At 34.6% G+C, this 14,876-nt stretch carries 14 protein-coding genes; 4 read left to right on the top strand and 10 right to left on the bottom strand.

Features of this window, described 5'->3' with window-relative positions; all coding sequences use genetic code 11:
- The first annotated feature begins 177 nt into the window (after window positions 1–177).
- Both GH741_RS15905 and GH741_RS21660 read left to right on the top strand, forming a co-directional pair.
- Window positions 178–714, top strand: coding sequence for a DUF3267 domain-containing protein (locus GH741_RS15905; protein ID WP_240795539.1), 537 nt, complete (start codon window positions 178–180; stop codon window positions 712–714).
- A gap of 115 nt (window positions 715–829) precedes the next feature.
- Window positions 830–1,009: a hypothetical protein gene (locus tag GH741_RS21660; protein ID WP_170287648.1), complete on the top strand. Its 180-nt coding sequence runs from the start codon at window positions 830–832 to the stop codon at window positions 1,007–1,009.
- 74 nt (window positions 1,010–1,083) lie between these two features.
- Here GH741_RS21660 and GH741_RS15900 read toward each other — a convergent pair whose 3' ends face one another.
- Window positions 1,084–1,350 carry a hypothetical protein gene (locus tag GH741_RS15900; RefSeq protein WP_153737741.1) on the bottom strand — a complete coding sequence of 89 codons (267 nt, stop codon included), beginning with the start codon at window positions 1,348–1,350 and terminating at the stop codon, window positions 1,084–1,086.
- 612 nt (window positions 1,351–1,962) lie between these two features.
- Here GH741_RS15900 and GH741_RS15895 point away from each other — a divergent pair.
- Window positions 1,963–2,847 (top strand): peptidylprolyl isomerase, encoded by an 885-nt coding sequence (locus GH741_RS15895; RefSeq protein WP_153737740.1) that lies wholly within the window; start codon window positions 1,963–1,965, stop codon window positions 2,845–2,847.
- A gap of 49 nt (window positions 2,848–2,896) precedes the next feature.
- On the opposite strand, the gene GH741_RS15890 is transcribed toward GH741_RS15895, so the two are convergent.
- The 9 genes from GH741_RS15890 to GH741_RS15850 all read right to left on the bottom strand — a co-directional run bounded on the left by GH741_RS15890 (window position 2,897) and on the right by GH741_RS15850 (window position 13,332).
- Complete coding sequence (locus GH741_RS15890) at window positions 2,897–3,103, bottom strand: sporulation YhaL family protein (protein WP_153737739.1); 207 nt, start codon at window positions 3,101–3,103, stop codon at window positions 2,897–2,899.
- Between the two features lie 187 nt (window positions 3,104–3,290).
- The gene (gene yhaM, locus GH741_RS15885) at window positions 3,291–4,235 is read right to left on the bottom strand and encodes a 3'-5' exoribonuclease YhaM (RefSeq protein ID WP_153737738.1); all 945 of its coding nucleotides are present in this window, start codon (window positions 4,233–4,235) and stop codon (window positions 3,291–3,293) included.
- 129 nt (window positions 4,236–4,364) lie between these two features.
- Entirely contained in the window at window positions 4,365–4,925 is a 561-nt protein-coding gene (locus tag GH741_RS15880; protein ID WP_153737737.1) for a GbsR/MarR family transcriptional regulator, read from the bottom strand.
- A 174-nt stretch (window positions 4,926–5,099) separates the two neighbouring features.
- The gene (locus GH741_RS15875) at window positions 5,100–8,063 is read right to left on the bottom strand and encodes an ATP-binding protein (protein ID WP_153737736.1); all 2,964 of its coding nucleotides are present in this window, start codon (window positions 8,061–8,063) and stop codon (window positions 5,100–5,102) included.
- A 7-nt stretch (window positions 8,064–8,070) separates the two neighbouring features.
- Window positions 8,071–9,300 (bottom strand): metallophosphoesterase family protein, encoded by a 1,230-nt coding sequence (locus GH741_RS15870; protein WP_153737735.1) that lies wholly within the window; start codon window positions 9,298–9,300, stop codon window positions 8,071–8,073.
- 129 nt (window positions 9,301–9,429) lie between these two features.
- Window positions 9,430–10,701, bottom strand: coding sequence for an ABC transporter permease (locus GH741_RS15865; RefSeq protein ID WP_153737734.1), 1,272 nt, complete (start codon window positions 10,699–10,701; stop codon window positions 9,430–9,432).
- Window positions 10,694–11,593: an ABC transporter ATP-binding protein gene (locus GH741_RS15860; RefSeq protein ID WP_153737733.1), complete on the bottom strand. Its 900-nt coding sequence runs from the start codon at window positions 11,591–11,593 to the stop codon at window positions 10,694–10,696. Before GH741_RS15860 ends, GH741_RS15865 begins: the two co-directional genes overlap by 8 nt.
- Before the next feature lie 129 nt (window positions 11,594–11,722).
- Window positions 11,723–12,076 (bottom strand): YlbF/YmcA family competence regulator, encoded by a 354-nt coding sequence (locus GH741_RS15855; protein ID WP_153737732.1) that lies wholly within the window; start codon window positions 12,074–12,076, stop codon window positions 11,723–11,725.
- A 119-nt stretch (window positions 12,077–12,195) separates the two neighbouring features.
- Complete coding sequence (locus tag GH741_RS15850) at window positions 12,196–13,332, bottom strand: DUF445 family protein (RefSeq protein ID WP_153737731.1); 1,137 nt, start codon at window positions 13,330–13,332, stop codon at window positions 12,196–12,198.
- A 97-nt stretch (window positions 13,333–13,429) separates the two neighbouring features.
- Between GH741_RS15850 and GH741_RS15845 the strand changes: the two genes are divergently transcribed.
- Complete coding sequence (locus tag GH741_RS15845; protein WP_153737730.1) at window positions 13,430–14,785, top strand: YheC/YheD family endospore coat-associated protein; 1,356 nt, start codon at window positions 13,430–13,432, stop codon at window positions 14,783–14,785.
- Window positions 14,786–14,876 lie beyond the last annotated feature (91 nt).

Below are 14,876 nucleotides of genomic sequence, written 5' to 3'. Positions count from 1 at the left end.
CTCCTTACTCCACATATAATTCAAATAAATATAGTATAATTTAAACTATATTTTTTTTTTCTTACAAAGCTATTGATTTTTCTTCATAAACGTACTATATTCAGTGAGGGAAAAGCTCCCTTCAAAAAAAAACAATAATTTATAAACTAGTTGCGCTGATGTAAGGGGGAATTTATGATGAATTGCTGGAAAACAGTAAATATTACCAGAGAATTCGGATTAAACCGTATTTATTTAATTTCTTTATTAACTGGACTTTTATCTTTTATTTTCTTATATTTACCATATTCGATTGTTCACCAAACAATTGAATTGAAGGATCACGGGTTAGTACCATTATTAATAAGTTTATTACTTTTACCTATGTTTCACAAACTAACACACGTATTGCCAGTGTTTTTGATAAATAAACGTCTTAAAATTAACTGGCGTTTTAAAATAGGAATTTTTCCTACCTTCTTATTTACAACAAAGACAAAAATGTCTAAAAGAACATCGATTTTCATTTTATTAGCACCTACTGTACTAATTACAGTTCCGGGATTATTCTCTAGTTACCTATTTGCAGACTATTATGCATATTTCGTATTATTTACTGCTGTAAATATTGGATTATCTTTTACCGATTTTTTATATACAAAACAATTACTAAAAGCCCCTAAAAAATGTGTTATTGAAAATGCCAAAGACGGATATGATATACTAGTAAGCTAGTATAAATCAAGCACCCTAACATAGGGTGCTTGATTATTTATAACTTATTTCTGTTCAACTACAGCATTTTCTGATAAAGTAGTTTCATAGGTGTGTAAAAGGAGGTCATTATCTTATGGCAATTATTTTCGTTCCCTTTGCCTTATTAGTACTATTTTTGTTTAATTCTTTGACACATAAACTGTGCTTGCAAACAGAAATGTCACAAGAGCGCCAACCTAATGTATTTAGAACGATAAACATTCTTATTACGATATTATTAATATCATCATATGTTGAAGTTTTATTCACTTAATTAGTAAATGACTAATCCTTTACTAGTTATACAGATTACCCAAATAAAAAACGGGATGACGAAATTATATTTCGTCATCCCTTTTTCATTGCCCTTTTATATAAGTTTTGTTGCTTGTTACGTAGTTGATATAAATTGCGTCGTAGCGTAGCTACTAGTTGATTTGCGCTTCGGGCAGTCGCTTTCCGCGGGCAACGCTTCAACTTCCTCGGAAGAAAACCGCTTCCTGCGGGATTTTCAGCCGTCGCTTTTCCCGCAGGATAAGGAAGGCTCCGGCAGCATTGCATCGCACGAAGAAAATTGGTTTGTATTTTCGAGGAGTCGACTGCCCTCCGCTCCAATCACCATCATTTATGTAACAGTAATGAAAGAAAGATGGATAAAAACCAAAATCTAGTGTAGTTTCGCAGCTTGGATAGCTTGTGTTCAAGAAAATGAAAATTTTTTCACGTAAAACCATAGACTTTCCCTCGATAATCAGAACACTATTAACAGCGTAGGCAAAAAACACAGACTCCTGTGGGAACAGCAATGGTTTTCGATGGGACGAGTAATCGCAGTCCCACGAGTCCGAAGACCCCGCAGTAGTGGTTTTCTACGAGGAGGCTAAGGCCGTGCCCACGGAAAGCGAAGTTTTTTGCCGAAGCGATTGTAGAAAGCATATATGAATAAATAGATAGAAGTTACGTCGGAGTTTATAGTTATTCTGTCTAAAACAACCATCTTTTAGCAACTAGCCTTCATTAAATAAAACACCATACATCAGCATGGTTGGTTTTAAGAATTTTGACCCTACATACCTTAAGGGGAATACAATGGCCACATGGAATTTAAGTAAAAAGTGTGTAATTTAGAACCAGACTGTTCTTTTAACACTAAAATATGTTATATTATTTCATGGGCTTGTTCATACTAGCCAAAAAGCAATGATCCAAGATTAGGAGTGTTATATAATGAAAAAACTAGTTATCGCAGCATCCTTAGCGGCTGGGGTTCTTGCACTATCTGCTTGCTCATCCGAGGATTCAGAAATTGTGGTTGAAACAGAATCAGGTAATGTTACTAAAGAAGAATTCTATCAGGAGTTAAAGAATCAGACTGGAGAAACTGTTCTTCAAGATCTTGTAATGAAAAAGATTCTGGAATCTGAATATGAAATCGATGAATCACAGGTTGATGAACAGTTAAATGAATTAAAAGAACAATATGGTGACCAATTCGAAGTTGTTTTACAACAAAGTAATTATTCTAGTGAAGATGAATTCCGCGAAGCACTTCGCCTTAGCCTTCTTCAAGAAAAAGCTTTAACAGAAGGTATAGAAGTTACTGACGAAGAGATAGAACAAAGATATGAACGTCTTCAAACTGAGTACGAAGCAAGTCACATCTTAGTCGAATCTGAAGAAATAGCGAATGAAGTAGTACAGAAATTAGAAGAAGGCGAAGATTTCGCTACATTAGCTACAGAGTATTCAACAGATACACAAACTGCACCGAATGGTGGTGCCCTTGGACCGATTACTCCTGGATCTATGGTTCCTCCTTTTGAAGAGGCAGTTTACAACTTAAATGTTGATGAAGTCAGTGAGCCGGTACAAACTGAATATGGTTTCCATGTTATTAAAGTAACTGCTGAAAACGAAGTTGAAGATCTTGAGCCGTTAGAAGATATGAAAGAGCAATTACGCAGGGAGATTGCAAATAGTAAAATAGATAATGCAGCTGCACAAGCTAAGTTAGCTCAATTGATGGAAGACGCAAATATTGACGTTAAAATTGATGAGTTCAGTGATCTTTTTGATCAACCAGAACCAACTGAAGCTGAAGCAACTGAATAAATATTGCATCAAAAGGACCTACCCAAAATTTGGAGTAGGTCCTTTTAAATTACCCTGATATAAATTCCTTTTTTTCTTCTTCTATTTCCTTATTACTACGCTTTTCCTCTATTCTATCCATATAGACTTTACCTTCACGTTCGATGAATTGTTTTTCTAATTTTTTCTCTGCAACCAATGCCCGAAATGACATATAACCACTGAAAAATATAAATAAAATGAACATGTATACCCACCAAGGGATACCAAGTATCATCATATTACCTCCCCTTGTCCATATTTCTAGAATATATGCTAATGATTTCAAAATATGCTTCGAGGGGAAGAAATTCAATTGGCTTTATGCCATTCTTCATCCCATATGCACAAATTCGGATTGCAATTAGGATGAGCTTATGACCTAAAATTAAAATAATCCATGATACTACTTATAGATTCAGCTATTATTCATCAAAGAGTGGTCTATAAAATGCTCGATTATCCATGGCGAATAAACGATCGGTAAACTCACCTGGTTTTACTTTTTCTAAGGAACGATTCAACATATTCATTTTTGCATCGATTAAATCAATTAAATGAAGTAGTTCTGCTTCACGTACTAAAGGTGGTGTCGGACTACCCCATTCTGCTTTGCCATGATGACTTAGAACCATATGTTGAAGTATTGTAACCTCTTCCGTTTCGATTTGAAGCTCTCTTGCTGCCTGTCCTATTTCTTCTACCATGATTGGAATATGCCCAATTAATTTCCCTTCTAGTGTATAAGAAGGTGCGGTAACACCAGATAGCTCTTTCGTTTTACCAAGGTCGTGGAGTATTACACCTGCGTAAAGCAAATCTTTATTTATGTCCGGATAAAGAACTTTTAATTCCTTTGCTAAATTAAGCATAGAGACAATGTGGTATGCTAACCCAGAAACGTATTCATGGTGATTTTTAACTGCAGCAGGATAAGTTAGTAATGCTTCCTGGTACTTTTTAATGAAGTACCTCACTATTCTTTGAAGATTTGGATTCTTCATTTCAAAAATAATTTCTGTGATACGAGCCATCAATTCGTCTTTTTCAACTGGGGCTTTCTCAATAAAATCATTTGGATGGACCCCATCAGTGGACTGAGCTGGACGAATGCTATGAATTTTTAGTTGTGATCTTCCTCTAAATTGATTTACTTCCCCGGTAACCTTAACTAATTGTTCTGGCACGAATAACTCCTCATCTTCTGATGTTGCTTCCCATAGTTTAGCCTCGATTTCACCACTGACATCTTTTAAAAGTAATGTCAAAAAGGGCTTCCCATTACTTGCTATTCCTTTGTTTGCTGCCCTGACTAGCATAAAATAATCAAACAGCTCTCCCACATTATAATTAGCAATACCTTTGTTCATTTGTACATCTCTCCTCTCCGGCTTTAAGAAACTTGTAAATGTTCTCTTTTTTATAAATTAATTCCATATAACAATAAGCCCTTACCACATCATTATGTTAGTAAGGGCTTTGAAAATAGATAGATTTGATCATGATTTTGGACTTTCGTACTTAGGAACATACTCGAAAATTTCTCCTGACTCCACCACATGGATAAACCTCATTAGCCACCTGTAGTAGTTCTGAGCATACCTTAGTCGGTCCACATCAAGATTAATCTTTTCCTGCAGCCATTCATCAGTTGTATTGTTTTTAATTTGCTCTAACTCATTGATTGCTTCTTCAGCCTCTTCTATATTTGTTTCTGTATGATGTCTCCACCTGTTTCCAAATAAAGATGTAAAAGACTTATACCAATCTTCTTCGGACTTGTACAGATCCTTACGTTCACCTTTTTTGAATGCCGGCTCAACCATTCTCATTTCTGCTAATGACCTTACACCTGTAGACATACTAGTCTTACTCATTTCTAGCGCATCTCTCATGTCGTCTAAAGTCATCGGGCCTTCATTAAAATATAGTGCACCGTATATTCTCCCGACTGATGGGGTAATTCCATATAAATTCATATTTTTTGCTATTACCTGTACAAATTTATCAATTACCTCTTCATATACACGCCATTCTTTGCTTTCCTCATTGTTTGGCAATACAAGCCCTCCAACTGAATATAATGAAACTTTCTTTAGTAGGTGATTCACTCAGTAGTCCCTAGATTCATAAACTCCAAAGATTGGAAGGAGTTAGTAATTTATTCCCTTAAAAATCATCAATTTATCATCAATATTTTATCATTAATTTCTAGAGATTGCTAACCTACCACGTTAAAGAACTTGCAAATGAACATTTTTTTCATTTTCGACATATAGTTGCAGTGAATCTTGACAGGTAAAAAGAATTATTTGCTGATTAGTAGCCAGTTTGTTTAAAATTCGAATCATTTCTTTTGTCCTACTTTTATCAAAGTGAACAAATGCATCATCAATGAAAAATGGCAGTTTGTACTGTTTATTAACAATTTCACTTAGTGCTATTCGTAATGAGATATAAAGTTGATCATTAGTACCCTGGGACAGTTGATTGACATTAAAACGAATTCCTAAATTATTTTCCACTTGCATAGGGTTTCCTGATTTAGGGGAAAAAACATTTATATACCTTCCACCAGTTAACAAATTGAAATAGTAGGACGTAGATTCGATCACCTTTGGCAGATAGTTGTTTTGAAAAATTTGCTTTGTTTCTAGCAGTATTTGTTTAGAAACTTGGTGAATAGCCCATTGTTTTGTTAGGCTTTTCAAATAATCTTGTTCCAAATGAAATTGATGTTTTACAATGGAATAGTCCTCTTTGTTTTCCATCTTAACTAATAACGATTTAACATCCGATAAAGATTGACGTTTATCTTCAATGCTTGCTTCTACTTCATCAATATATTGTTTAATGTCACGCACTTCTTGTAGTAAGTCCTCTTTTTCATCAGGCTTACTAGCCAAAGCTATTTTAAATCCAGATTCACCAAGCAATGGGGTAAGTTGATCTTTAATTTCTGATATTCTACTTTCAAGCTTTTCGCGACTTTTTTTATTATTACCTTTTTTCAAAAAAACTTCTTCATCTTCCACTCTTGCTAAATTCCAAAGGTTTGCTATCTCTTCGTGGTAAGGCTTCATCCTTAAGATTAAATTCCTTTGTAAATCGTACACCTCATTTAACCATTTAGTGTACTGTTCAATATTATTGTTTAACCCCATCTGTTTTTCTATCAAGCGCTTTAAATGATTGACTTTTTCATTTATTGGTAACTCTTCAACAATTAATTGATTTTCTTCTAAAAATAAAACTATTTCTTCCTCATAGTGATTTAATGTTAATTGTAGTTTTTCAATCTCACTTTCAAGATGACTGTATTTATTCCATTTTAAAACAGAATTACTAAGTATGTGATATAGTTTAGGCCAGTAATCGATGTGAACCAAATTTAGAAAAGAAAAGATGTCTGTTTGCTCATTCACCCTCTTCTCTAGCCTTTTTTGTTTAATTCGATAGAAATGTTCTTTTTCTTCTAATTTTATCTGTTCGATATAAAGCTTTTGGTAATCCGCTTCACCATTCTTTAATTCATATTGAAAAGTTTGCTGATCCGACAGGGTTTGTTTCATTTCTTTAATATGAATTTCTTCCTGTTTTGGCTGACTTCTAGTAACTGTGTCCGTCTTTCCGAATATTTTCTCCGTTCTACGATTAGATTGGGCAACAACTAGTTTCTGTATTACAACACCCACAAACAACAAAATAGAAGCTATTAATAAACTATCTATCTCTGCAACAAAAGCAAATGCGCCTAACGCTATACTGAATAGGGAACCAACCGCAATAACTATGTTGGAGCGCTTGTCTCTTTCTTTTGATTCCTTTTGCCATTTACGTTTCTGGTCTATGTTAAATTCATTGAACATCTGAGCTTTAGTCTGGTTATCATAATCACTAACCTTCTGGTTGTATTGGTCTATTTTTTCTTGGGAAACCAATTTGGCTTTAATATGTTCGTTCCTATCCCCTACATGTTTGATTTGATGAAGGATAGACTTTAATTCAGAGTCTACTTTTTCGAGCTCCATGAACAACTGTGATTTCTCTTGTTTTAATTGATTCCATTCCTCTTCCACGTGAAAAGGTAACTTTAAATCCCTCAAGTCTTCTAGCTCTACACCCACTTGTAGTTGTTCTAAATCCTTTGTTAACTCTCTAGCTATACTATCTTTTTCAGTTATATGGTATTCCATTTCATTTCCACTATGGTTGTAGTTTCTGGCCCTTTCAAGGACCACATTCGCTTTATTAAATAATTCACTATCCCATACTTGTTTCTTCAGTGAACCTAATTCCGACTCGTATTTCTGTTCATTATCATGTAATACAGAGTACTCACTTTGTAATGGTAGAAGTTGCTCTTTTATGTGCTGATATCGCTCGACACCATTCTCTGGAAATTCACTAGGATCTTCATATTGAAATAGCTGTTGATTTGCATGATGTAGCTCAGTTAATAAAGGAGAAACTTGAATTTTTGTTTCAATACTTGTTTGTTTTTTTCTTGATGCGGCTAATTCCTGTTGAAGATTAACTATTTCTTCACTAATTATTTCTTTTAAACTTTGTTTTTCGTGATAAGAGTTTTCCTCTACTTTCAACTCATTCAATTGTTTATTTATCTCTTCAATTTTCATGAGTTGTTCATTAACCTCTGGTTTTTTTCCCTGCGGCTTGAAAAGTTGATTAAGTTGATTGTCCAAATGCTTCTCTGTTTTATAAATTTGGTCTGAACCAGTCATTCCAATCCCCAATAATACCTCGCCCAACTGATCGGCTTTTAATGTATGTAGTTTGTTAAGATCATTCGAGTCAAACGAAAAAATTGATTGAAAGGAGCTATAATCTATTCCAGTCATACTTTCCTTTAGCCATTTCTCATTTTCGATAGTTCCATCAGGAAAAAAACATTCCGCTTCACCATTGTTTCGATCATGAATCCGTTCAATTGTAAATTCACCATGTGTTTGAGTCGACACGGTTAATCTACCACCCATTTTCCCACCAGTCTTTGGAAAGTAGAACTCTCTTTTTTTTGGGGGGAGACCAAAGAACATAAATAACATATATTGGCGAAGCGTTGATTTCCCAGATTCATTCTCTCCTGAGATAATTACCAATTGCTTGTCTCCAAAATTTAACTGTTCATCCTGCCATTTTCCAAACCCGTAGATATTGGCACTTAAAATTTTCATTTTTCACTCATTCCTTTAGCAATTGATACAATAATAAATCTTCTGCTTCCTTTAAAATCTGTTGTTGTTCTTCCTCGGTAAAGGATTTCAAAAGCTTACGTGCCTGTCTGTGTTGCATTAGTGGTTCTACATATTCTTCTATGTCTACCTGGTTTTCAAATTGTCGTAATAATTCCCCTAGAAAATGTTGCCCTTTTTTCAATTCCAATTTATCAGCCTTAGTTTGTTTTTCTAGACTGTATGACCGAATAAATGCCCAACTTTCTGTATCCAGATTGCTTTCATTAATATAGTCAATGATATCATCCAAAAATCCAGCTTGATGCCATTCTACAAGATTACTGGAATTACTAGATAGAAGGAGCGTAACAATAGTTGCACCTATTTTATTACTATTATTTGAAACCATTTCCTCGATAAGTGATTCTAACTGTTGAGGTTGTTCACACAAGCTAGCATCCACCTCGAGGTCCTCGAACCTTAAGCGTTGCAGTGGATAAAATTCAAGTGATTGCTGGCCATTTTCTAACTCTACAAAATAGCACCCTTTTTCCCCTGATTCTTTCGAAGATCTTCCCTGGGTATTACCGGGGTATACGATGTAAGGATTTTCACGTAGTACCTGTCGCTTATGAATATGGCCAAGTGCCCAGTAGTCAAAGTTTTTATTTGTTAAATCATTTAGTTGAAATGGTGCATAGACATCATGGTCTGTGTTGCTAGACAAACTACCGTGAAGCATTCCAATGTGATAGATATCTTCACCCGTCGGGTTAAATTCCAGTGATTTATTGTCGGTTACTGCACGTTGTTTATAGCTAAATCCATAGATATTTGCAACTGTTTTTCCATTCTTATTAAAAGGGAAATGTCTTACACTTTCTTCTTCAAATAAATGAACATTGTCTGGATAATTAAAATCAAACTGTCGACCATCAAGAAAGTCATGGTTGCCAAAGGAAATATATACTTGTATGTTATGTTTATTTAATTGCTCAAAAGCTTTTTGTAAACGAATAACTGCTTTTAAACTTTGCTGCTCACTATCAAATAAATCACCAACCATTAACACGAAATCCACTTTCTTTTCTATTGCTAGGTTTACGAGGGAATTTAGAGCGTTGAATGTACTCTTTCGTAGATCAGTGAAAATTCTATCAGAGACATGGCTTAGCCCGATAAATGGACTGTCCAGATGTAGATCCGCACAGTGAATAAAGGAAATTTTATCATTCATTATTTAATTCCTTTCTATTAATATCTATATATATTTTAACAGATTGAAAAAACGAATGCACGTTCGATTTATGAATAAAAAAAAGCCAATGAATAATTTATCCATTGACCACAATTATGACACTTTAATTTATTCCTTTTTAGATAGTTGTAGTGCTTGTTTGAAATCCTTCAATGAAGTAGCGCGGCCATACATTAAAACTCCCCCTCGATATACCCGTGCTCCAATAATGGCTAATATAATAATTGTTACTATCATTGTAAGGATGCTTATACCCACTTCCCAGAAAGGTACATCTAACATTCCTACTCGTAAAAACATTAACATTGGTGTAAAAAAAGGAATATGTGATGTTACAGTTACCATCGTAGAGTCAGGCATATTCAAGCCAAACATGGCAAAGAAGAAAGCAATCATAATCAAAAAGATTACTGGCATCATCAATTGCTGAACGTCTTCAATTCTACTAACTAATGAACCGAGCATCGCAGATAGTGTAGCGTATAATAGATAACCGAGCAAAAAGAACACAATAGCATAAATAAAAGTAGAAGCCTCTATATTCGATATTCCAAAATAGTCAAAGACTCCCCCAACCATTTCATCTTTCTTTAGACTAATTACTAGATAGCCTACCCCTATAAATAGGACATATTGTGTTAATCCAAGTAGTGCGATACCAATTATTTTAGCAAACATCTGACTTACTGGTGATGAACTTGAGATTAAGATTTCCATTACTCTTGAGGATTTCTCATTGGCGATATCCATCGCAATCATATTTCCATAGGTAATAACCGCAAAATACAAGAGAAATAAGATTACATAAACTAACCCACGTGCATTATTTAGTTCTTCTTCTGTTTTTCCAACTTGATCAGTACCATTCGGATTTTCAATCATAGCAGTCTCAAATTCTAATGGTGAGTATATTTCTTGAATAATTGTTTCATCAATACCTGCGTTATTTGTAGCCATCATTACTTTGATTTGTTGTAAAGTGTTTTGTAATTGGGTTCCTATTTGTGTGGAATCCACCTGATTTGAAAAGTAAGTTGCTTCAAGCAGATTTTTCTCGCTTGATGTTATATGAAGCACACCCTGATACTCTTCCTCCAACACACTATCTTTCGCTTCTTCTATGGACCCCTGGTAATTGCTAAGTTCCACATTAGCTTCAGTGCTTACAATTTGTTGAGAAAGTGACTCAAAAACATTAGCTGTATCATCAATAACAGCAATTCGATCCTGTTCTTCATCCCCACTAAACAACTCAATGATTGATTGGATATTTGCCAAGCCGACAATAAAAACTAATACTAGTGCTGTCGTTATTAAAAACGCCTTTGTCTTGAAACGACTCCAATAGGTATGAGCCATAACAATCCAGAACTTATTCATAGGACTCACCTGCTTTTTCTATGAAAATGTCATTCAAGGAAGGTTCCTCCAACTCAAATCTTCTTACAAAACCTTTATCTTGTAAGGCTGTGAATACATTTTGTGAGATTGACTCACTTTCAATTTGAAGCCGGCATCCATCCGGAAAGGCCTTATAATTTACTACACCTTGTATGTCCTTTAAATATTCTAAATCAAAATCAGCGTGTACGAATAGGTTTTTCTTGCCGAACGATCGTTTGATTTCTTTCAGGGCCCCATGAACAATTGGTTTACCTCGTTGCATAATACAGAGATGTTCACAAAGTTCTTCAACATGCTCCATCTGGTGGGAGGAAAATACAATTGACGTTCCCTGATTTTTTAACTCAATCACAGCTTTTTTTAGCATTTCTACATTTATCGGGTCAAGTCCTGAAAAAGGTTCGTCTAAGATTAACAATTTGGGCTTATGTATCACTGCAGAAATGAATTGTATTTTTTGTTGATTTCCCTTTGACAATTCTTCTATTTTTTTATCCAGGTAATCAGGTACTTTAAATCGATCTAACCACACTTTTAATTCGGCAATGACATCATTTTTAGACATTCCTCTTAAACGACCTAGGTAGATAAGTTGATCCTTCACCTTTAATTTCGGATATAACCCACGTTCTTCAGGTAAATAGCCAATATAATTGCTTTGGCTATAATCAATTTTCTTGCCATCCCAGGTGATTAATCCTTCTGTCTCATCGAGCAAACCCAAAATCAATCTAAATGTAGTTGTCTTCCCAGCACCATTGGAACCTAAAAATCCAAAGATTTCTCTGTCAGGAATTTCTATTGATAATTCGTCTACAGCAGTAAAACCTCCAAAACGTTTTGTCACGTTGTCTAATTTCAATGTCATCTATTACCACGCTCCCTATCCTTTAAAGTTTACGAACATGTTTAGAAAACGTTTCATTTTTTAATACTATTCACAAATTCTCTCAAAAAAAAAACCTTGTCCAGATTACTCCGGACAAGGTTGTTATCTTTACTGCTCTTCTGGTGCTCCGTATAATTCTTCTAATGGTTTTGTGATAATCTTACTAACATCATTTATTAAAACGTTAAGACGTTGTTCCTGCTCCATTAAGTTAGAAATGTCAGGATGCTGTTGTACTAGCTCAACAACCTTTTTAGCCTGTTCAACCTCTTCTTCAGAAATCTCTTGTCCCTGCATTTGTTTTTCTTGCAGTTCAATTTGAGTTGTACGGAAATTTTCAAACATAGTCTTTGCAGATTCATCTGCCATTACTGTCTCATAGGCTTGTTTTAGTCCTTGGAACTCTTCACTTTCTCTAATTGCCTTTTCAAGATCATATGCGCTATCATAAATATTTGTCATTTTGTAACGTCCTCCTTGTTATTGCTTTTCTTACACTTCTACAACTATAACAAACGACAAAAGCTGTGTATACTGATACAGGGTATAGGAGCTTAAATGCAATTATTGGACTAATTCAATTAACTAACCAACAGTACAATAATACCTTGCACGAGTCCGATTAATCCTCCTAGAAGAGCACCTAAATAAGTAATTAATTTAAATTCTTTACTTGAGATGTTTAAAACAAGCTGTTCAACTCGTTCGATTGGAAATGATTCTACTTCTTTTTCCACAATTTCTTCTAATCGGAACTTCTTCATCAACAGGTCTATTCTATCTACCAGCGTTTCAGATAACTTAGTTACTATCGTTGGAACTATATGTGATAATAATTGAGCTTTAAATGGTTCAATCCATTCTGTTACAGACTTGTTAAGCCACTTTTCAACCGGAACACTTTCGGATACGACTTTACCTAGGACAGCTCCGTTCAGAACGGAATCAAACTGTGCCTCAATCTTTTCAACTGGTAAGTCTAATATATCGTCGAGTTCATTACTCAATATCTCATTAATCCATTCCCTTGCGTCTCTAGATTGAAGATATTGAACAAGAATGGGCTGTATTCGATCTGCTAATCCTTCATTCCCTAGGAAAGAGCTAATCATATTTACAAAAAAGCCTTTTCCATCTAAATAGTCATCCACCACTTGCCCAATTTTACTTCTGGCAGTATCACTAGTTACATAACTCGTTAACTGTTGCTGCACATAATCTGTTAGCCATTTCTTCCCTTCATCTGTTTTATTAAGCCATTCTTCACTTATTACTTCCCGAAGTAAAAGAGGGCGCTTTGAATCCATGAATTTCTCATATTGTTTTTCTGTTAAATCCGCTATTTTAGATTTCAACTGCTGTTCATTTAAGTATATACCTATTTTGGCGAGCATTACTTTCGTGCTTAGGTTTTGATCGAGAACACGGTTGACTTCTGATTGTGCCCATATTGTTACCTGTTGGTTAAACTCTGATTGCCTAAGCTTCTTTTTTATACCTTCTGGGGTCAACAAATGATCGACAACCGTCTTTCCCAATTGTCTGGCAAGCTCATCCCTACGCTTTGGTATTAAACCAGGTGTTAGGGGAAGCTTCCATTTCCCTATATATTTAGCTTCAAATGGACGAAATAACATTTTGATTGCTAAGGAGTTTGTCACACCTCCAATAGCTGCTCCTATGATAATCATCATTATAATGATAAAAAGTGCTGTCATTAATAACCTTCCTTTCTATTTCTTTCACTATAGTCAACTTGTACTAGTCATTAGTTGAAATGTTATATCATATATATTACCCATATACTAATGTTAAATGAAGGAGGGACATAAAATTACTACCTACACGTTTGAAATTAAATATTATCAAGGCAGTAAGAATAGAATAATTGTCCCGCACCAGTTTTTTACAAAGTTTCATTTCATTAAATATATCCGATATGGACCATATCAATCAAACATTGAGTGCCTAGCTCATCACAAAGACAATCATACTCTTTATATCTCTTCTCAACTAAAAACAAAATTAAATCTTTCCAAAAATAAAAAAATTACGTTGGACATAAATGGAAATAGTTGCACAATATTACTGACACTTGCCGTATTAATCGCTGGATTTGGTTCAGATTCAAAGGTCTTAGGGCCGAGAACAGAAACATTCTATTCACTTAGTAAAGCTGGAGAGCAAATCGGTTTTAACACCCTCTTTTTTGGTTATCAACATATATCTCATCAACAAGAAAAAATTCATGCTTATTACTTAGATAATGGGGAATGGAAACAAGACTTTTTTGATATTCCAACGGTGATTTATAATCGACTACCTAACCGAAAAATCGAGCATCATCCTGAGGTTGTATATGCAAAAAAATGGTTAGAACACCGTTCTACATTGTTTAACCAAAACTTTTTTAACAAATGGGAAATTTATGAACGATTAATGAGAAGCCAAACGTGTTCTTATCTATTACCCGAAACCATTTTACATCCTTCCAAACAAAAAATCGCAAAATTGTTAGAGAAACACCCTTTATATATTAAGCCAATACACGGTAGTCGCGGTGAAGGGATTATTCGTTGCATCAAACTCCATTCTGGTGAAACGGAATGCCACTATTACCATAATGATAAATCACAGGTTAATCGATATACAAAGATAGAATCGTTTTTTGAACAGCACTTCCCAAATGGATTAAAAGGTTATGTTGCTCAAAAAGAAATTTCTCTAATGAAAAAAGGGAAAAGTGCGATTGATTTTCGTGTTCATTCCAATAAAAACCATCGTAATAGTTGGGAGATTAGTTTGATTTGTGCAAAATTTGCAGGCAAAGGAAGTCTGACCACCCATGTTCAAAGAGGTGGTAGTCTTCATACAGTGAGTGAACTTTTCTCTGAAGAACAAACCAAAAAAATTAATCACCGACTTACAACTACTGCTATCTTATTAAGTAACCAAATTGAAAAAGATTTGCCGCAACTGACTGGTGAAATAGGGTTTGATTTTGGTATTGATGAAGAGGGTAAAGTCTGGTTATTTGAAGCAAATTCCAAACCAGGCTTCAGTATTTTTAATCATCAGAAGATAAACCAAAATTCACTTCACATCTTATCTTACCCCTTTAAATTCGCATTTTATTTACACAACTTAACAATGAATAGCTTAGATACTTAAAAGATTCCGTATGACTACCAAAATTCGTGAAAAGCTAATAAGTGAAAAACCATATCGCCAAGTTTTTATTCAATTGAGGCGGCTTTTAAAC

The organism is Aquibacillus halophilus (assembly GCF_009649745.1).
GTDB classification, from domain to species: Bacteria; Bacillota; Bacilli; order Bacillales; family Amphibacillaceae; genus Aquibacillus; species Aquibacillus halophilus.
This window is presented reverse-complemented; position numbering and strand designations above follow the sequence as displayed.